We start from the raw sequence: 20,228 nt of genomic DNA, 5'->3' as shown, positions 1-20,228 counted from the left end.
GCTACTCACTTTTTAAATAAATGTTTGATTCATTATTTACAGTACCTGTAGAAGCAAGACGAGTTGCCATTACACGTTATTTTGAGCACCGCGGAACAAATCACAATCAATTTGTTGATCTTTATCTAGACCTTTTATACCTGCATATGTATTTCCCCATTCACACATTGTGTTTAATACTGGTACAAAAGATTTTCCTAAATCCGTTAAGCTATATTCTACTTTTGGCGGTACTTCTTTAAATATTTCTCTTCGTACAAGGCCATCTCTTTCTAACTGTTTCAATTGATTTGTTAAAACTTTTTGTGTAATGCCAGGTATTAACTCATAAAACTCTTTTGTTCTTACTGATTTTTGACTTAAGAAAAAAAGAATTAAACATTTCCATTTACCACCTGCTATATTCATAAAAATATTAATTCCCGTATTATAGTTCACCATCTAGTTTCCTCCCAACGCTAAATAGGCACCTTTAAGTGGCTATACCACTTTAAAGTGCGTTATTTTCTTCTATATTATTGCTTACTATAATTAAAGCTGCAAGACAATAAAAATTTCGGAGCTGATAGCATGAGTGTAAAAAATATTTTGGAAAAAAGACGTTCAGTTAGACATTATGATGCAAGTTATAAAATAAGTTCAGAACAAATAAGTTCATTAGTTGAAAGTGCAAGTAAGTCACCTAATGGAAATAATATCCAAGCTACACGATACTTAATTATTGATAATCCGGACTTAAGAAATTTAATACTACCTATAGCCTTTCATCAGCAACAAGTAATAGAAGCTTCAACTTTAATTGTCATGTTGGGTGATTATCAGGCATTTGACAAAGAGAATATTATCGACATACATGAGGAAGGCTTCCAAGCGGGGTATTATGATGAATCGCTAAGGGATTATCTAGCGGATGCTGCAATCAATTATTACAAACACCAATCCAAGGAAGATTTAAAGCTTGAATTAACTAGAGATGTAAGTCTTGCGTCCATGTCATTTATTTTATTAGCAAACGAAGCGGGTTTTGACACGATTACTATGTCAGGCTATGATTCTAAAAAATTAAAAGACATCTTGCATATTTCTGACAGGTATTTAGATGTAATGCTCATAGCTGTTGGGAAAGGTACGAAAGCCGGTCATAAAACAGTAAGACACGATGTAAATAAGATCATTTATAGAAACGAAATCAGTTAATGTTTTGATAGTCTCTGATTAACAAAAGGCAAAACAATATGTTTTTCATGGAAAAAAGCTCAGGCTCAAAATTAATTGAGTACCTGAGCTTTTACATGGTTCTTGTTTACAACCTATATTGATAAATCAGAATTACTTCGTATCGTCCATCTTCAGCACAGTCATAAATGCTTCCTATAGAAACGTTGTATTCAGGATGTATCTATTCGTATCCTTTTCCAACCGATAAACCTTTGCTGTAAAAGGGTTTGTCGGTTGTTTTTCTTCGCTTATTTATTATCATTGGTGGGGATATGATGGGGGAAATTACAAAATGACCACCCATCACAGAGTGTTCTTTTATGGATTATTCAGCTAAGCACAAGACATCGATAATCAGCCTATTCACATGTCCACAACCATAAAAAATAGCCCCCTTATCAAATAAAATAAGAGGGCTTTATATAATTCTTAATCTATCACTTATCTCCAACTGGCTTTAATAAATTCGCTGGAAGCCATGAACTTTTTGAGTCGGATTCACTAAATACTTCTAGATAACCATTAACTTCAGTACCTTGCGATTGAAAAACACTACCCTTATCATACATTGTTTCTGATTTAGCTTCATCCAATGGTGTTCTTTTCCCACCTGCATCTTTTGTTAACTCAAAACGCTCTCCGGATTTACTATGTATAGTCTCAGCGATTTTAAGGTCTGTACCAGGATACTGATAACACGCCATCCAACTACCATCATCGCTTTGGCAAAACTCCAGCAATTGTCCACTATTTGTATCCAAGAAAGAAATACCCCATCTACTTCTGAAATTAAATCCGTATGATCCGACCCTATAAATACCATCACGATTAATAATAATATAAGTTGGTTCGTTATAAAAAGAGGAACGAATTTTTATTGGTACTTCTTTGAAAACTACCAAATCGGTTGCTTGTACTCGGTATTGCCCCATTTGATAGAATATTTTGTTATCATATTTTTCAATATCATACGTTCTAAAGAAGTTATTTTGCTTTACCACTAAAGATTCAAACGTACCATCTGAATTTTTCTTGTATACCTTAATGTCTTTTTTAAAGGTCATTTTCCCTGTTTGCCCTTTTACAACTTCCGCTCCATCATGCATCACTTTCGCTTCTGATTTCGTTGGATTTACTACTGCGAATACAAATGCTGTTAGTAACACAATAAATAATTTTTTCATTATTCTCCTCCTACTCAGTTATAAAAACATAATTTCTTAGTATTATATACCAGTAACTTAATATTCTATCAACGGTTGTTAAAAACCCTACAAAAGTATAGTATTTTTCCAAAACATTATGTGATATCATACAATGATTGTGGAGGACCAACCGCAATATCCCATGCTAGACGTGATTTATGATTACTCTTCAGCGTCCACGTTACAATTTTCCCTGGTCTTGTTCTACCCTGTGCATACAGGTAATGTTGCCGTGCTTGTGAGCGATATGTTTCAGTGATAAAAATGTTCTTAATGCCTGCTTTGTAACACTCCTGAAATAGCAACCGACACGCTGTTTGTGCAGCAGGTAAAAGCTCGGCTAAGTCTCGGCATGTAGTTGTAACGCTTGTCATTTTGCATCATCCTTCTTTTCATCATTATCAATTTGAAGTTGTGTAAATGCGTTAGATAAAAACTTAGGCACCTTGATTCCTAGCTTGCCAAGATTCTCAATCATACTGATACCTTCCATACCGATAAGGAAAAGAATCATGGCATTACGCATGAAGTTTCCACTCTCGGTTGCTAAATCAAGTTGCACCGCAGCAATGACCATTAATACCATTACTGTCTTTTTGATTAAACCCTTAAACATCTTTTTACTTTCAGTTTTCTTGAAGACTAAACTAACCATGAATCCTAATGCATAATCTATAGTCATGAATATAACTAACGCTTTTATTAAGTGGTCAACGCCGCCAACAAAATAAGCGACCCATGCCATGGAGCCGCCTACGATTGATATAAAGTGTGTCTATTTTTATCTGACACCTTCCTTTTTGTATAATAAAAGCCCTCCACAATCATCTGTGGAAGGCTCATTTTAATAACGGTGGCAAATCGGTGGCATCCTCCACCCAAAGGATATAAAATTACTAATAAACAACCTCTACAAACGTTGTTATATCAACATTACTTCGTATCATCCATCTTCAGCACAGCCATAAATGCTTCTTGTGGCACTTCGACTGAACCGACTTGTTTCATACGCTTTTTACCTTCTTTTTGTTTATCAAGAAGTTTACGTTTACGAGAAATATCCCCACCGTAACATTTTGCTAATACGTTTTTACGCATCGCTTTAATTGTCGAACGTGCGACAATTTTTTGACCAATTGCAGCTTGAATTGGTACTTCAAATTGTTGACGAGGAATTAATTCTTTAAGTTTTTCTACGATTACTTTTCCACGCTCGTAAGCAAAGTCACGGTGCACGATAAAGCTTAGTGCATCGACTTGCTCGGCATTTAATAGGATATCCATCTTCACTAGTTTTGACGGCTGATAACCGATTAGCTCATAATCAAATGATGCATAGCCTTTGGTATTTGATTTTAAATAATCGAAGAAGTCGTAGACAATTTCAGATAATGGCATTTCATAAATAATGCTGACACGTGACGTATCAATGTAATCCATCGTCATGAAATTACCACGTTTCAATTGGCAAAGCTCCATTACCGCACCAACATAATCATTCGGTACCATAATTGTCGCTTTCACATATGGTTCTTCAACACGGTCAATTTTTTGTGGGTCTGGCATAAAGGATGGGTTGTCGACTTTAATGGACGTACCATCTGTCATATAAACATCGTAAATTACCGATGGTGCTGTTGTAATTAAATCAATGCTAAATTCACGTTCAATACGTTCTTGTATAATTTCCATATGAAGAAGCCCTAAGAAACCGCAACGGAAACCAAAACCAAGCGCTTGTGATGTTTCAGGTTCATATTGTAATGCAGAGTCATTTAACTCTAATTTTTCTAATGCATCACGTAAATCGTTATACTTAGCTGTATCGATTGGATATAATCCACAGTATACCATTGGATTTAAACGGCGATAACCTGCTAATGCCTCTGCTGCTGGACGATTAGCAAATGTAACAGTATCCCCCACTCGCGTATCACCAACATTTTTAATAGATGCTGTTAAGTAACCAACATCTCCAACCGTTAATTCACTTTGTGGCACACTTTTCGGAGTATGTACGCCAACTTCAATAACATCAAATTCTGCACCTGTCGCCATCATACGAATTTTATCGCCAGGTTTAACCGTACCATTCATAATTCGAATGGAAATAATAACACCTTTATAGGCATCATATACAGAGTCAAAAATAAGTGCTTGTAATGGTGCATCTGGATCGCCTGTTGGTGCAGGAACCTTTTCAACAATTTGTTCTAAAATATCTTCAATACCGATACCAGCCTTTGCGGAAGCTAATACCGCTTCTGAAGCATCTAAACCGATAACGTCTTCAACTTCTTGACGCACACGTTCTGGATCTGCTGCTGGTAAGTCGATTTTATTGATAACTGGCAAAATTTCTAAATCGTTATCAAGTGCTAAGTAAACGTTAGCCAATGTTTGTGCTTCGATGCCTTGTGCTGCATCCACAACTAAAATAGCGCCCTCACAAGCAGCTAAACTACGTGATACCTCATATGTGAAATCGACGTGTCCTGGTGTGTCGATTAAATGGAACGTATACACTTCGCCATCTTTGGCTTCATATTTTAATTGGACTGCATTTAACTTAATTGTTATGCCTCGCTCACGCTCTAAATCCATTGAGTCGAGTAGCTGTGCTTTCATTTCACGGGATGTCAGTGATTTCGTTTGCTCTAAAATACGGTCAGCAAGCGTTGATTTCCCGTGGTCAATATGTGCAATAATAGAGAAATTTCGTATGTTCTCTTGTCTTTTTAATCGTGCTTCTCGGTTCATCTCTTCCACTCCTAATTAAACTATAATGAATTATACTATGAACCACATACAAACCACAACATTAGAACGGGATAAATGCTGTTAAATCAATGGTTACTCTTATTTATGCTTGTTATTTTCTGCATTTCAATGCATCAAAAAGCACCCAATTCAGGCAATAAGGCCCAAAAAAGTGCTTTTCAAAAAGTACATAAAATATGACAAGTGTGTGTACAGGAAGCACTAAATAATTCAATAACTAACTATATAGTTAAAAAAGCACCTGCATGTTGGCAGGCGCTTTTTTAATTCTATTATTTGCTACTCAATTAAAGTAAAATTATCTTTCGCAAGCCCATCCATCTTTGTCTCGATCATGTTTAGGTGCATAAGCAGGGTGGTCAGCTCCTACACCATTTGGGTGATCTTTACGAAGCTCCGTACAATTTTTATAGGTTTTACTGCTATTTGAATTACTAGCATTTGAAGAGCCACTTGGTTTACTCGTTGTCGCGGCAGCTGGATTTTTTGAGCTTAAGTAAGTATCTACTACATAGCCCTCGTAATCATCAGTTGTTACGAACGACCAGCCAGCAATTGTAGAATGAACGGCTACTTCTTCATTTTTAGCTAGCTCCCCTACTTGAACACCTGAAGGGCTTGCAATATTTCTAACAATAAGACTGCTTGCTAGCACATATTTAGTCGTTGGCTGTGAATTGCTCATAAAATTAGTAGCAGCATAGCCAATAACATTACCATACTGGACAAAGGACCAACCATCACCAACTGATCCGAAATCTTTGACAACCATTTTATTTTGTAATGTTGCAATCGTTTTACCTTTTAAAGATGGCGTTTCTTTTACAACCAACCCACTTTTCGAACTCGCAATTTTAATTGTGTATGGCGCATCATCAAGTGCATCTTCCATAATATAACCATCAATCATTTTATTTTCGTTATTTAAATACATTATACGAGAAAAATCATTATGTTCACTAATTGAAATAACAAATTTCCCCTTTTCCACAGTTCCAATTACTTTTGAATTAGTATCAGTTTTTTCATATACCTTTGATGAAGAGTCTGTTACTTTTACTTCTTTAAAAGTGCTAGCGTTTGCAATGTTGACATGGAATGCAATTGCTAACATTAGTGTCATTACTAATACAAGTGTTTTACTTTTCATTTTTTGAGTCTCCCTTTTTGTCATTTGTTATAAATAACCTTTTTATGTAATCCTTGAAAGTTGGTAACTAGTGGATTCACTGTATCCATCAATCCCTCCTCCCACTAAATATTATACATAATTGGATTATAATTGGTATAAATATATTAAATTAGAATCAAATTATTTTTTCTGCATAAGAAAAAATCCCTGTTCTTTCATATAAAAAGACGAGTCACTCCATTAAGTGACTCGTCTCAGGGAGACTATCTAGCGACAGCAGGATGCTTATTAAACTTCATTCATACGAGCATCAATTGCTTGCTGAATTAGACTCGATAAAGCTTCTACCCCTTTTGGCTCCAAATGTACCCCGTCAGGTGCAAAATATTCGGGATGGTTTAAGGCTGTAGAATGCCAATCAATTAGCGTAATATTCTCACGTTCTTGCGCTTTATTCGCTAAAGCATTGTTTACTTTTGCTTCCCACGGACGTGGTACACGTGTGTTCACTAAATATATTTCTGCTTGAGAAAAAGCACCAAGAAGCGTGTCAATTTGGTCATTTGTAAAGTATCCGTTTGTGCCAAGTTGAATAATGATAGCTTTATCAGGTTGATTAAAGCGGGCGTAACTAGGGATCAGTTTGACTGCTTGCGAAACTTGTCTCCCGATTTTTCCATCTATTGTAATGTTAGGGTAAAGCGTATGTAAACTTGTAGCAATATCAATCATAACAGAATCCCCGATAGCTAGTAGTTCTTTATACGGTCCTTTCTTCGCAATGTCACTTACATCATCTTTCTCCGTTTTTGACGTTGCTTCGTTATTATCAACAGGTGATTCTACTTGTTCATCTGTGGAATCCTGCTCTACTGTATCCTGATCTTTTGCAGAAGCATGTTGTCCACCATTTATTTTAATGTTTGTTGGGTAAGACTCCTTTGTGTCCTGTGGTGCTTCTCCTACTACCCCTGTTATACCAGTAAAAAACACGAGTAAGAAAAGTGGGATAACAGCAGTTGCAATTTTTCTTGCAATTGAAAAATCACGCCATTTGTTCGGATGGATGATTAAATATTGTCGGAAATATAATCGGAATCCTTTTTTACGAATAGGCATTTCAATAAAGCGATAAGATAATTCAGCGAGCAGTAATATGAGCAATAACTGTATAGTAACACGCCAATAGACAGGGTTTCCGATTTCATGAACAGGAGTACCTAACACAATAATAGGGTAATGCCAAAGATAGATTCCGTACGATCTAGAACCAATCCAGCGAAGTGGCTTCCATGCAAGTAGTTTGCCTAAAAAACTAGCTGGATGACAAACACAGGCTATTAATAGCGCTGCATTTAGACAAAATAAGAACATACCACCTCTATATAAAAATGCTTGGTATTCATCTACGAATAAAATACTGACAATAAAAATACTAAAGGTAATGACACCTATGCTGTTAAGTTCATAAACATGCTTAGTAGAAAGCTTTTTCGTAGAAAGTCTTTTCATCGGCCAAACGAATGCTAACCAACAGCCTATTAACAATTCGAAGGAACGTGTATCTGTCCCATAATAAATTCGGCTTGGGTCAGCTCCTGGCTGATACAGAATGGCCATAAGAATTGCTGAACAAATTGCGCCAATGAAAATAATTGTTGAAAATTTACTTTGTTTTTTAAATAGAGCTAAACCAATCATCAATACAATCGGCCAAATAACATAAAATTGTTCTTCAATCGCCAAAGACCATAAATTCTTCAATGGGGAAGGCGACCCGAAACTATCAAAATAGGAAAGTTTATGATAAATAAACCACCAATTACTAGAGTAGAAAAGGGAAGATAGCGCATCTCCACGCATAGTATTTAAAAGTTCTTTATGAAAAAACATGACCCACACAAAAGTGGTCATAATCATAACATAGGCAGCGGGCACTAGACGTCGAAAGCGACCAATCCAAAATCGTCGCAAACTGACTGTTAATTGATTCCCTTTCATCGGTAAAATGGTTGAAGTAATTAAATAACCTGATAAAACAAAAAAGATATCAACTCCGAGGAACCCTCCACTGGCCCATCGAAAGTTAAAATGGTAAGCAATGACTGCTAGTACTGCTAAAGCTCTTATCCCATCTAATCCTGGGATATAACGATGATTCAATGTCTTGCCTAACATACTGTTTCCTCCAATAAAATATAAAACGTCGTTCCCTTTATTAAGTTATTTATAAAATGTGAGTATATTGCCTAGCCTCTGCTCCTTTTCTACGTTTTATTCTTTACTTACTTATACTATTAAAGACGTATGAGCCACCTAAAAGGTTGATCATTTTCTTAAGCAAAAAAATTTTCCACGGTGGGATTTTGGTTATACCATGTTCATTCGTTTCTTAGCTACCATAGAGTATAAAAAATTACTATATTTCTTACAAATCATATGTATAAAACATCATTAAAGTCACTTTTATATTAAAAATTTGTAATGTTGCAACCAAACAACAAAAAAAGCATCTGCCCATAATGGAAGATGCTTTTGAAACGGCTTTTTTCATTGATGAACACAATCGAAAATCGCCCGATTCAATAAGGCGTATGAGCTGACTTGAAAAGTATAATGCAAGGTATCAACAATTGAAAGACCTAGTAAAAAATTTTTTTAGGTAATTCTCTCAATTGGCACCTTACATACCATTCATTACCCTTTATTGATAGCATCAAACTATTTTCTAAAGTGGACAGCGATGAAAAAATCGCTTGAACTTGAATAGGAAAAATTCAATATAGTTAATAACTGTTTAACTTTTAGATTCCGTTACAAAGGTTTTTGCAATTGCTTTTCCAATAACAGCAATTGTACGATTTAACTCATCTTCTGTATTATCGATGCCACCTAATTCAATTAAAATCATCTCTTTAGCTAAATCTTGATTGTAGCGACCATCTACATTATCACCACTTTTCGATATAACCCCTCTTGAAACCTTTGGCACAATGTCATTCATGGCAGCAGAAAGACTTTCTGCATAAGCCGTATTCCATCTGTAATTTTTATGTTCTGCGCCTACGACTATGGCAATACGTGCATATGATTGATTGTTGTGCATAGTAGTTGTCGCATTCCGTTTGGCCGAATCTCGATGCAAATCAATTATTAAATTATAGGATTGCTCTTGTAAACGATTAGATAAATAGGGACGTACTGTGTTATAAGCTTGTGGAAAAGTTTTGCCTTCCGATTTCATTACCTTCATCACATCAACATCTAATACATCCGTCTGGATACCGTTCATGCTAAAGTGCTTGGAAATGGCGCCTTGTAAGTTATAAATATTTGTTTTGTCATCATAAACGGCCACTTTTCCGCTAACTGCTTTTACTATCGGTTGATAGGCTTCTTGTGAATGTGTAAATAACAATAATACTTTAAATGGATCCTGCTCTTTTGTCGGCTCTGACGTTGATTTTGGTGTCGATTCTGGTGTCGATTCTGGTGTCGATTCTTCCGTCTGCTCTTTTGTCTTTTCTAGTTCACTTTCTTCTTCTAAATTAGTAGCGGCAAACACGACTTGTTTATCCTCTGGTTGTTTCATCGGAGTCGATGCTTGCTTGTTGAACGGAAGTTGCCCAGCAATGACTGGTAATACGAAAAAGAACAATAATAGACCAATTGACCATTGTAGTTTTTTTAGCAAAGTCACACCCTCCTCCCCTTATCGTATGGAGGGGATGTGTCTTTTAGAACGATGAATTTATAGCTCGTTTGCCCATTTTGTAAGCATAGTTGAAATGAGTGTTGCATAGCGATCTATCCAATAATCGGCTTCTTTCGGTGTGACCATTAACTGTGCATGTGAAGCAGCAAAAGTCTCTTCAAAAAGCTGTTGACGCTCCTCTTTTGACCATGTTGCCCATTCACCGAAAATGGGTGTAACGAGAGACATATCAAGTTCTTTATTAATATCTGGACGCCATGAAGATAATGATAATTTAGACGAAGGTTTTCCTCTCTCTGCAACTCGCGCTGCAATCGTGCGTAACATCACCTCTACAGCGTCAGCAATTAGCACAGGTGCATCAACAACTGTTGGAATCCCAATAGCCGTGACAGGGATACCAAGCATTTCTAAGGAAATTTCCTTGCGTTGATTGCCGACACCTGAACCTGGGTGAATCCCTGTATCGGTAAGTTGGATGGTTTTACATAAGCGGTCGCTTGCTCTTGTTGCAAGGGCATCTACGACGATGATGAGTTTTGGTTGTAGACGCTCAGCTAATGCTGCTACAAATTCACCTGTTTCATAGCCTGTTTGCCCTGTCACACCTGGTGCATACATGACAAATTTGTCATCGATTTTATCTAGACTATGCAAGTGATCGATAACATATGGTCCTATGGCATCCGGTGTTATCGTTCGATTGCCAAGCCCTATAATTAATATTTTGTCATCCTTCTGCCAAGAAATTGATTCATGTAACGTTTTAAAGTTTGCTAGCAAGGCTTTTTCAAGTTGTTCAAATCCATCCTCATCTTCTAATGTAAGCGTTGGTACAGAAAGGGTTATATATTTCCCTTCTTTTTTGCCTATTTGTTTCTTGCCTTCTGCGTTCACTTGGACATCGGTTATTTTCACGCGTCCTGCAGTGCGGTCTTCGATTTGAACCCCAGATGATTGTTCAAGTGTTTCTTTTTGTTCCTTCGTTTGATGTAAAACGACCTCTTCAGATTCATCAATTAAATCAGTCCGTTGCCAATTTAAATTTTGCATTCAGCTCACCTCAATTAGTAGTTTGTTCAAACTGTCAAGTAAATATTCTTTGCATTTATCTATTGCAATTTAGCCTAGCGTTTGTTAAAATGATTTTTGTTGTATTGACACAAGAAATCAATGAGAAGATATCATCTCGTACCTATTTTAGGAGGTGAAAGATATGCCAAACATTAAATCTGCGATTAAACGCGTAAAAGTTAACGAAAAAGCAAACGTTGCTAACTCTCAAGCTAAATCTGCAATGCGTACTACAGTGAAAAAAGCTGAAAACGCTGTTGCTGCTAACGCTGAAAACGCACAAGAACTTTTACAAGCAGCTTACAAATCTTTAGATAAAGCAGCTTCAAAAGGACTTATCCACAAAAACGCGGCGGCTCGTAAAAAGTCTCGCCTAGCTAAAAAAGCGTAAGTGTTTATAAAGGATCAGTTTACTCTTCTTGAGTAACTGGTCTTTTTTCGTTTTTCAACAATTATAGGATTGCCCAATAAAAAATCCGCTATGCTTCTTCAAAAAAACATGAGGCCCCTTAAGGTGCTCCATGTCTTCCCCTCGGAAAGGCACAGCGGATTTTCTTTATCAGGAAAACAATTCACACTTGCTATTATGTATGAATCTTCCTTAACTAAATCACTCTTTTTAGATATGGTATTTTCTGCATAATCCACACAACTATTGTGGAAAGCACTAAAATAATGAGTACTTGTAATGGAATAGCAAATAGCGGTTTGACAAAAAGCTCATTTTCATCAAAAAAGTACGGGCGGACTTTATCTAAGATCATTGCATGTACTAAGTACACACCAAAACTTGTTTGCCCAACTAACTTAACAATTCTACTTGTCTCATAGCTTCCACTTGCCACTTTACGATTGACCCAATATTTCACAAAAACAAAGAGAGCGATACTCATCGCAATAACATTTGGACTAGAATAGGAAAAAGCATAGCTTGTAAATTGTCCTTGCTGCTCTGTTAAAACATTTGTACGTAGAATTGTTTCAAGTGCTCCAACTATCCCTAGCATGTAAATGCCCACACGCCATTTTTTCGATAGTTCAAATGTCGCTAAATAGTAGCCCAATATAAAGAAACCGATATACTCACTTAAAGGGAAAAATAATGTAAATTCATTACTCACAATATATGAATAATAACGGAAACCCCCATAAAATAATATCCAGAGAACAACCACATAGCCTATCATTTGTTTCGAGGCATGATTAACGAAAATATTAAAGACGGGCGCTAGTAAATAAATACCGATAAGCGCATAAAAATACCACAAATGATAGTATATCTGATTATTAAAAAACATGATTAGAAACTCTTTCAAAGAATACCCAGGATTCCACATATACGTTGCCCACGCATAATAGATTATTGACCAAGCAATAAAAGGTAGTAAAATTTTATTCGCACGTTTTTTAAAAAAAGTACGCAGCGATTCTTCTTTCCGCCCAAGTAACAGTGCCCCACTAATCATTAAAAAAATGGGCACACACCAGCGCGATAATGCATTATAAACAATGCCTGTTTGCCAGTCAAATAAAGTAATTTTGTCATAAAGCACGACATAAGGAGTCGCAGCATGTAAAAGTAATACGCCTAGAATTGCAATGGCTCTAAGGCTGTCCATGTACTGAATTCGTGTATGCACGTTCAAAAACCCCCCACGACATTATACAACCATTCATGCCCAACTAGTTAATCTTTTTTACAGTTGGCGTAGTAAAAATAGTTCTAAATATCGCTCGCGGTTTCCTCCTGCTGTTTTTAACTGTAAATCGACTTCTGCCAACTGATATAAAGCTTTCAGTAAACTTTCTTCAGATGGACGGTTGCGTTGCTCAACCATTAACTTGACACGATATGGGTGAATTTTTAAGTTTTTTGCAATTTGCTGTGGATGATAGCCCTTTTTCAGCAAATAAAACACATTCGACATCGTCCGAACATTCGAAGCAAGAAGCCCGACAAGCATAATCGGCTCCTGCTTTTGGCGCAATAAATCATGGTAAATCGACAATGCCGCTACAGGGTCATGTCCAAAATATGCGTTTAACATTTTAAAGGCATCCTGTTCTAACGTTTTTGCTACTAAATCTTCTACGAGCATCGTTGTTATTTCTCCGCCCTCACCTACATAGAGCGATAGTTTTTCCATTTCCATCTGTAGCTGCAGCATATTCGGTCCAACCATTGATACAAGCTGCTCAATAGCACTTTGTGTAATCGTATTGCCCTGTGCTTTCACAAGTCCTTGAATCCATACTGCTAAATCTTGTTCTTTCGGCGTTTCGGCTTGGACAATGAGCGCATGCTCTTTCATCATTTTTGTCACTTTTTTACGTTCATCTAGCTTTCCGTATGGTGCAATAAAAACTGTTACAGAAAAATCTGAAGGATTTGCAAGCCATGCCTCCAAACGTTTCACATCATGCTCGATTTTTTCTTTTCCCTTTTCAGTTGCCTTTAAAAACGATGCGTTTTTAGCAATCACCAGTTTACGCTCTGAAAAAAATGGAATCGTATCCGCTTCATCCATTACGACATCTACCGGTAATTCCTCTAAGTCAAAAGCCGTCATTTCAATTTCTTCTTCTGTGCCGAGGGCTTCCTTTAAACGTTTCACTGTTTCATCTATAAAATAGCTTTCTTCACCAATTATTAAGTATACAGGTGCAAGCTGACCTTTTTTTATATTGTTCCAAACCGTTGATATCATATTTTTACCTCCATCTAGCAATACTATTAGTATACATGATTTAGTTTCGGTTGTGACTTTGGGCTAAATTGTGTCGATTCCTTGCCACATTGGTAATTCGTCTTTTCGATATAGCTTTTATGAAAATGATGTCTTATAATAAATAACAGAATTGGAGGGATGACAATGAATCCATTTGAAGGTAAAAATATACAATGCAAACGTAACGATGCTATTGATTCTGGCGTTGGTTTCGGCGTATCTTTTGGGGTTTTCACTATTATGTTTATCATCGCAGTAATAGTAGACTACGCAGCAATGTAAGCTACCTTTTATACCAATGTAAAAGACCTTGTTCAGTTTTGGACAAGGTCTTTTTCAGTACGCACATGCCATCTATCTTTATGTGCTACCACTTCAATCGTCCCATCTGTACCCGTTATCATCGTTGCTAATTCACGCCTTCGAAAACGTTCGACTACTATTTCATGCGGATGATTGTAGCGATTATTACGTCCTGCACTAAAAATGGTTAATTTAGGCTGTAGAAGCTCTACAAATGGCTCAATGCTTGAAGTTTTACTACCATGATGCCCAGCCTTTAAAAGCGTTATGTTTGCCAATTGTGGACCATATTGCTTTATTAACTGATGTTCACCAGCTTCCTCCAAATCGCCTGTTAACAATGCACGAAACGATTCCTGTTGTATAAATAACACAAGGGAATCATTATTGCCCTCATAATGTGTATCATCCGGTGATAAATAGTGAAAATTTGTCGACCCCACACGCCATGAAGTACCTTTCATTTTTTCTTTTACAGGAACTTTTTGTTTCGCCGCTTCCGCTAATAAGTCTTGCATTACTGGTGTATCGAGAGAGCTAGGTGTTACATGAATTTCACGCACCCTAATCTCCTCTAGCACTTCTTCTGCCCCCTCTACATGGTCAGCATCTGGGTGTGTCATAATCATTATATCCACCTGTCGAATACCTTTTCCTTTTAAAAACGGGACAATAACCTGCCTACCAACCTCATAGGGGCGCTTAGGAGCCTTCCAATCCTCTTCCTTGAATCGAAGTACACCTCCAGCATCTACCACGTATACGGCCCTTCTAAACGGTAATTCGATGACTGTACAATCACCCTGCCCTACATTTAAAAATGTCAGCCTCGTTTCGCTATATAATTTAGGTGCAAATTCAATACAAAGAACAGGTATTAAAAACAATATGGCAACTTTACCATAGCGTCTCGCTTCTAAAAAATACAAGCTACTAAGCACGCTAACAAACGCTAGACACACAAGCCATAATGCAGGTTTTCCAGGCGTCCATAGTTGCATCGGCAAAGCTTGTAAATATATGATGGCTTCCGACAGCCAAGCACGCAAAGGCTCATAAAATTTGAAAAATAGCTTAGCTAAAGGCATCGAGATGAATGAGACAATGAGCAACGTCAGATTTGTCGGTAAAATAACAACCGAAAATAATGGCACAAAAACAATGTTTGCAATAAACGATGAGATTGATAGTTCATAAAAGTGATAAAGTAATAGCGGATACACAAGTAGTTGGCATACAAACGTGACTAACAAAGATTTGAACAACCAGTGCCTGCCCTGCAAGATTGCATTCGAGTATAAAAGGCTCATTGTTGCAAGATAAGATAACTGAAAGCCCAGTTGAAATATTACCCCAGGCTCCAATAAAACAAAGCCAATAAAACTAATGGCTAGTGCGTCATCAACTGGTAACTGCCACCTCGCAAAGCGCATTAACATCACCAGTTCTACAACCGAAACAGCTCGAACTACAGAAGGTGCTCCACCGGCTAACACACCATACATAGGTAACACAACGAGCAGGACAATTGTCGCTATTTCTTTTCGTATACCCACTCGTAGTAATCCTTCATAAAACAACCATGAAACGAGTGCGACATGTAAGCCAGAGATAGCAAATAGATGCGTAATGCCTAGCTTCTGATATGCTCGCTGATGCTCTTCGTCTACATGATCCCGTAAACCAATAAGCAACGCCTGTGCCTCTGCTACAAGGGCGGCAGGAAAAGTAGTTTCAATATGCTTTTTTAGGTGGAATCTGTACTTTGCAAGCACTATGCCTAATGATTTTTCTTTTGATATCAACGACCAACCCTTGACTTCAAAAATGCCCCTTGCGCCTTTGCTCACTAAATATTTATCAAAGGACAAAGCGTAAGCATGTGCTGGTGGATTCGGTGCTACCAGTTCGCCCTGAACGACATAGGTAAAACCTGTAATCGATGTCGTTTCATAAAAATGTTTTTCTTGCTCTGAGGACAATGTATACATCACATAAAGTTTTTCACCTGTCTCTGTTTTTGCAAAACCACTAAGCCGTTGCCCATTAATTTTATAGTCGCTCGTCCATGTTAATTGAAAAGTTGACGGTAAGGGGGAAGGTTCCGTCAATCGAATGGTGGAAAAAAAGAAGAAAGAAAGCAGTCCAACACCTATCACAAGTGCTGGTATCATCATTGCCTCACCTTTTAAAATAAGCCATGATGCTAATAACAGAACACCAACAAGTAGCCAAGCTGACTTGTGTGCCGCAAGCGAAGCAACAAGTACAGCTAGTGCTACATAAATCCATTTATGCTTTATTGTATTTTGCCAAATAATGCACTCACCTTCTGTTCATAAGGGAGCAATTTTTCTGCTGGCATGCCGCTTTCACGTAATGCATGTAGCATATCTATGTACAAGGCTAATTTTTCATTTCTTAAAAAATCAATTTTGCGCTCATCAAAGGGTACATGTAATACTTCTACACCTGCTTTTTTAAATAACTCTTGAGCATATGGATTATTTTTATAATCTGTTGCATAATAGACACGTTCAATCCCTGCTTGAATAATGGACTTCGTACATGGTAAACAAGGGAAATGTGTCACATACAAATCTGCTCCTTTGGTCGGTGTACCGTACTTGGCGCATTGTAGAAGAGCATTCATCTCTGCATGCACCGTACGAACACAATGGTTATCAACAACATAGCAACCCTCTTCAATACAATGTTCATCACCTGTAATTGAGCCGTTATAGCCTCCTGCTATAATGCGTTTATCACGTACAACTGTTGCGCCTACTGCTAGTCTTGTACAAGTACTACGTAACGCGAGTAAATGGCTTTGTGCCATGAAAAATTGATCCCAAGTAATACGCTCCATATGACTACCTCCTAAATTTACTTACATTAATAACAAACTGCGCTTCCATGCCACAGTCACTTTTCTACTCTAGTGTAGCCCTTTTAGAAAAGGGTCGTCAACTTCACATTATTTGTAAAATTAGTTAACGGTAATGGCATCCTTAAACTTTTCAAATGTTTTTTCACCGATACCTGCCACCTTTTTTACATCTTCTATTGTTTGGAAACGTCCATGTTCCTCACGGTAGGCAATAATATTTTGTGCCTTAGAAGGACCTATCCCAACTAATGTTGCCAGCTCTTTATGATCTGCCTTATTGACATTGATTTTATTATTCGTTGTCAGGTTGCTTTCATTTGCTGTAGCAATGTTGAAACTGGACATTACGTCATCAAGTTTTTCTCCTTTTACAGGAATATAAATAACCATTTCATCCTGCACCTTTTGCGCATGATTAATGAACCGTGTATCAGCGTCCTCACTATAACCGCCTGCAAGCTGTACTGCATCTATCATACGTTGATCTGGCTTAAGTGCATAGACACCTGGATGCAATACAGCACCCTTTATATCAATGAGCACCTGCTGTACGACCGCTTCTTCAACAGGTTCTTCTATTATTGCTAGCTGATCTGTCGGTTGGATTGTTTCGATGAGCTCTTCTTGGGGAGGTGAAGAGTCAAATTTCGAGAAAAAGAAGTAACAAAGTCCACTGATTACTAGTATGCTGGGGAGCAACACACTTTTCTTATACTTTTGCCATAAAGATTGGATCATGCAAACCATCCTTTCTATGCAAAGGTAATCATATGGAGTCTGTTTTAATCATATACTATCGCTCTGATGGAGAAAAGTAGATAGATGCTTTCTATCCAAAACGAAATTGTTCAAGTCATATGTTATTAAAACCTTATATTTAATCAAAAAAAAGTTCGGTATAATACCGAACTTTTCTAAGTATTGGCCCCCATCTTATCAAACTTTCCGGAGTACCTGTTGCAATTATCATTTCACCGCACGTATAAAAATGCGTTCACTTTCGTATTCTGGTGCTTCCTCTGTAAAATCTGCTGTTACTTCTATATCTGTAAAGCCAATCTCACGAAGCCATGTCATATAGTGTTCAACAGCAAATGTACGTTGGAAATGCTCCTCATCAAAACGTTCATACAAATCACTTCCAGCATCTCGAACATAAAACGTCATTTGATGGACAATCGAATGTTCATAGTCCCCAGGCTCTGTATGCCATACGTAACTAATATCTCCATCATCATACGTAAATGGTCCATCTAAAAAGATTTCATCCATTTTAAATAATGAATGGACATCAAAGAACAGTTGACCACCTGGTCGTAACGTATGAAAAATACGCTCTAGCGTCGAATAAACGTCTGCTTGTTCCACCACATAGTTAAGTGAATCAATGGCAATCGTGACAACATCCAGTGCCTCAAAGCCGTCTAATTCATGCATCGACATACAGAACAGCGGCACTTGTAAACCCGCCTCTGCAAAACGCTCTGCGGCTATAGCAAGCATATCTTCTGACAAATCAATACCACTTACCTGATAACCAGCCTTTGCTAGCATCAGGCCAAGCACACCAGTGCCACAGCCAATATCTAAAAGCTTCGGGAATTGATTGCTCGGCGCATGTTGCTCTACCCACTTCACGTAACGATCATACGGAATATCCGTTTGGAGCTCATCGTATACATGGGCAAAACGTTCGTAGCTACTCACTTACGCCTCTGATACGTCTAATTGTGGTGCATCGCCCCATAGACGCTCTAAGTTATAGTAAGCACGCTCATCCTTGTGGAATATATGTGCTACAACATCACCAAGGTCTACTAAAATCCAGCGTGCGCCATCGAAGCCTTCAACACGACGAATTTCGTGTCCCTCTTTCACTGCTACCTCTTGTAATTCACGCGCAATCGCTTGTACTTGGCGATCTGAATTCCCGTGTGCAATGATGAAATAATCTGCTAAAAGTGAAATACCTTGCATATTTAAAACGACAATATCCTCGCCATGTTTGTCGTCGATTGCTTTGTAAGCTGCTTGTAATAAAGTTGAAGTCATCCTTCACTGTCCTCTCTTTTCATCATATCGTTATAACATGCTATAGATAATGGATAGATAGCCTGTTTACTATCAATTAAAAACGCCAATGTATGACGTATGCAGGCACTCATAGCCTTATCCAAATTCTTTTGCGCTTTTTTTCGCAGACGTTCTACACCATCAAATTTTCGATTCGGTTCAATCATATCTGCAACAAAAATTATTTTTTCTAAATTACTCATCGCTACACGTCCTGTCGTATGGAAACGGATTGCATTTAATATCTCTTCATCCGTTATGCCGAATTCACTTTCAGCAATATACGCACCAACTGGCCCATGTAGTAGTTCACTGCCCCAGCCAATCAGTTGTTGATCTAACTGTTGTGTTTTAACGATTTCCTCCATCCATTCGATATCGGCATACTTTGCAATATCATGAAGAATAGCAGCTGTTTCTGCTTTGCTCTCGTTTTCACCATAGATTTTTGCTAACTGTATGGCTGTTTCCATTACACCAAGTGTATGGATATAGCGTTTCTCAGGCATGCGAGGTTTAATCGCTGCTAAATACTGTTCGCGTTCCATAAAGACCTTCCTCTCGTATAAACGTCTCTACCGCTTCTGGCAGTAAAAAGGTTACCGTTCTACCAGTAGCAAGGCGCTCACGAATCAGTGTCGACGATAAATCGATTTGCGGTACTTCCACCATTAATACAGGATACTCCGTAAGCGCCTCTGTCTTCGGACGCTTTACGCCGACAAATTGAACAAGTTCCACTAGCTCATCAATACAATACCACGTATGGAGTGAATCAATCATATCGCCACCAATGATAAAGTAAAACTTCACAGTAGGCTCCTTTTCACATAATGCAGCAAGTGTGTTATAGGAATAGGATACACCGCCCTTATCAACCTCATACGACTCAACACGAAAATGCGGATAAGGTTGAATGGCGCGCTTCACCATTTCTAGGCGTTTGTCATCACTCGCATCATGCGGAGCTTGTTTATGGGGTGGTAGAGCATTTGGCAAAAAACGTACCTCATCTAACTCCAATGCATGAAAAACTTCGTTTGCCATGATTAGATGTCCAATATGCGGTGGATTAAACGTACCTCCAAGTAAACCGACCTTCTTCATC

21 protein-coding genes are annotated in these 20,228 nt (G+C 37.8%); 3 read left to right on the top strand and 18 right to left on the bottom strand.

Annotated features, from left to right (window positions below):
* Window positions 1-69 precede the first annotated feature (69 nt).
* A complete protein-coding gene (locus LS41612_RS07855) occupies window positions 70-441 on the bottom strand; it encodes a winged helix-turn-helix transcriptional regulator (protein ID WP_024363071.1) in 372 nt (123 codons plus the stop codon).
* A gap of 129 nt (window positions 442-570) precedes the next feature.
* On the opposite strand from LS41612_RS07855, the gene LS41612_RS07850 reads away from it, so the two are divergent.
* Window positions 571-1,197 carry a nitroreductase family protein gene (locus LS41612_RS07850; RefSeq protein WP_024363072.1) on the top strand — a complete coding sequence of 209 codons (627 nt, stop codon included), beginning with the start codon at window positions 571-573 and terminating at the stop codon, window positions 1,195-1,197.
* Window positions 1,198-1,655: 458 nt separating this feature from the next.
* On the opposite strand, the gene LS41612_RS07845 is transcribed toward LS41612_RS07850, so the two are convergent.
* The 8 genes from LS41612_RS07845 to gpr all read right to left on the bottom strand — a co-directional run bounded on the left by LS41612_RS07845 (window position 1,656) and on the right by gpr (window position 11,104).
* Window positions 1,656-2,402 carry a hypothetical protein gene (locus tag LS41612_RS07845; RefSeq protein ID WP_024363073.1) on the bottom strand — a complete coding sequence of 249 codons (747 nt, stop codon included), beginning with the start codon at window positions 2,400-2,402 and terminating at the stop codon, window positions 1,656-1,658.
* A 116-nt stretch (window positions 2,403-2,518) separates the two neighbouring features.
* On the bottom strand, window positions 2,519-2,797 hold the full coding sequence (locus tag LS41612_RS07840) for a M15 family metallopeptidase (RefSeq protein ID WP_024363074.1): 279 nt from the start codon (window positions 2,795-2,797) through the stop codon (window positions 2,519-2,521).
* Window positions 2,794-3,168, bottom strand: a complete 375-nt coding sequence (locus LS41612_RS07835; RefSeq protein WP_024363075.1) for a phage holin family protein — start codon at window positions 3,166-3,168, stop codon at window positions 2,794-2,796. The genes LS41612_RS07840 and LS41612_RS07835 overlap by 4 nt, the downstream gene beginning before the upstream one ends.
* Window positions 3,169-3,356: 188 nt before the next feature.
* A complete protein-coding gene (gene lepA / locus LS41612_RS07830; RefSeq protein WP_024363076.1) occupies window positions 3,357-5,183 on the bottom strand; it encodes a translation elongation factor 4 in 1,827 nt (608 codons plus the stop codon).
* Between the two features lie 319 nt (window positions 5,184-5,502).
* The gene (locus tag LS41612_RS07825) at window positions 5,503-6,354 is read right to left on the bottom strand and encodes an excalibur calcium-binding domain-containing protein (protein WP_024363077.1); all 852 of its coding nucleotides are present in this window, start codon (window positions 6,352-6,354) and stop codon (window positions 5,503-5,505) included.
* Window positions 6,355-6,624: 270 nt separating this feature from the next.
* Complete coding sequence (locus tag LS41612_RS07820) at window positions 6,625-8,514, bottom strand: acyltransferase family protein (protein ID WP_024363078.1); 1,890 nt, start codon at window positions 8,512-8,514, stop codon at window positions 6,625-6,627.
* A 619-nt stretch (window positions 8,515-9,133) separates the two neighbouring features.
* Window positions 9,134-10,036, bottom strand: coding sequence for a stage II sporulation protein P (gene spoIIP / locus LS41612_RS07815; protein WP_233433835.1), 903 nt, complete (start codon window positions 10,034-10,036; stop codon window positions 9,134-9,136).
* 51 nt (window positions 10,037-10,087) lie between these two features.
* Window positions 10,088-11,104, bottom strand: coding sequence for a GPR endopeptidase (gene gpr, locus LS41612_RS07810; RefSeq protein ID WP_024363080.1), 1,017 nt, complete (start codon window positions 11,102-11,104; stop codon window positions 10,088-10,090).
* A gap of 163 nt (window positions 11,105-11,267) precedes the next feature.
* Between gpr and rpsT the strand changes: the two genes are divergently transcribed.
* A complete protein-coding gene (gene rpsT, locus LS41612_RS07805; RefSeq protein WP_024363081.1) occupies window positions 11,268-11,516 on the top strand; it encodes a 30S ribosomal protein S20 in 249 nt (82 codons plus the stop codon).
* A gap of 214 nt (window positions 11,517-11,730) precedes the next feature.
* Here rpsT and LS41612_RS07800 read toward each other — a convergent pair whose 3' ends face one another.
* Together LS41612_RS07800 and holA are read right to left on the bottom strand one after the other, a co-directional pair.
* Window positions 11,731-12,765: an acyltransferase gene (locus LS41612_RS07800; protein WP_024363082.1), complete on the bottom strand. Its 1,035-nt coding sequence runs from the start codon at window positions 12,763-12,765 to the stop codon at window positions 11,731-11,733.
* A gap of 57 nt (window positions 12,766-12,822) precedes the next feature.
* A complete protein-coding gene (gene holA / locus LS41612_RS07795) occupies window positions 12,823-13,833 on the bottom strand; it encodes a DNA polymerase III subunit delta (protein WP_024363083.1) in 1,011 nt (336 codons plus the stop codon).
* A 165-nt stretch (window positions 13,834-13,998) separates the two neighbouring features.
* On the opposite strand from holA, the gene LS41612_RS07790 reads away from it, so the two are divergent.
* Window positions 13,999-14,136 carry a YqzM family protein gene (locus LS41612_RS07790; protein WP_024363084.1) on the top strand — a complete coding sequence of 46 codons (138 nt, stop codon included), beginning with the start codon at window positions 13,999-14,001 and terminating at the stop codon, window positions 14,134-14,136.
* A gap of 32 nt (window positions 14,137-14,168) precedes the next feature.
* On the opposite strand, the gene LS41612_RS07785 is transcribed toward LS41612_RS07790, so the two are convergent.
* The 7 genes from LS41612_RS07785 to LS41612_RS07755 form a co-directional block, all read right to left on the bottom strand.
* A complete protein-coding gene (locus LS41612_RS07785) occupies window positions 14,169-16,334 on the bottom strand; it encodes a DNA internalization-related competence protein ComEC/Rec2 (protein ID WP_233433834.1) in 2,166 nt (721 codons plus the stop codon).
* Window positions 16,335-16,456: 122 nt separating this feature from the next.
* The gene (locus LS41612_RS07780; RefSeq protein WP_024363086.1) at window positions 16,457-17,026 is read right to left on the bottom strand and encodes a ComE operon protein 2; all 570 of its coding nucleotides are present in this window, start codon (window positions 17,024-17,026) and stop codon (window positions 16,457-16,459) included.
* 120 nt (window positions 17,027-17,146) lie between these two features.
* Window positions 17,147-17,785, bottom strand: coding sequence for a helix-hairpin-helix domain-containing protein (locus tag LS41612_RS07775; RefSeq protein ID WP_024363087.1), 639 nt, complete (start codon window positions 17,783-17,785; stop codon window positions 17,147-17,149).
* Window positions 17,786-18,013: 228 nt separating this feature from the next.
* A complete protein-coding gene (locus LS41612_RS07770; protein ID WP_024363088.1) occupies window positions 18,014-18,754 on the bottom strand; it encodes a class I SAM-dependent DNA methyltransferase in 741 nt (246 codons plus the stop codon).
* Complete coding sequence (rsfS, locus tag LS41612_RS07765; protein WP_024363089.1) at window positions 18,755-19,099, bottom strand: ribosome silencing factor; 345 nt, start codon at window positions 19,097-19,099, stop codon at window positions 18,755-18,757. It lies immediately after the preceding gene.
* Entirely contained in the window at window positions 19,096-19,668 is a 573-nt protein-coding gene (gene yqeK, locus LS41612_RS07760; protein ID WP_024363090.1) for a bis(5'-nucleosyl)-tetraphosphatase (symmetrical) YqeK, read from the bottom strand. The genes rsfS and yqeK overlap by 4 nt, the downstream gene beginning before the upstream one ends.
* Window positions 19,637-20,227, bottom strand: a complete 591-nt coding sequence (locus LS41612_RS07755; RefSeq protein ID WP_024363091.1) for a nicotinate-nucleotide adenylyltransferase — start codon at window positions 20,225-20,227, stop codon at window positions 19,637-19,639. The genes yqeK and LS41612_RS07755 overlap by 32 nt, the downstream gene beginning before the upstream one ends.
* Window position 20,228 lies beyond the last annotated feature (1 nt).

The sequence above is a fragment of the Lysinibacillus sphaericus genome (genome assembly GCF_002982115.1).
GTDB lineage: Bacteria > Bacillota > Bacilli > Bacillales_A > Planococcaceae > Lysinibacillus > Lysinibacillus sphaericus.
Note: the sequence above shows the minus strand (reverse complement) of the source record. Positions and strands in the feature narration are given on the sequence as shown.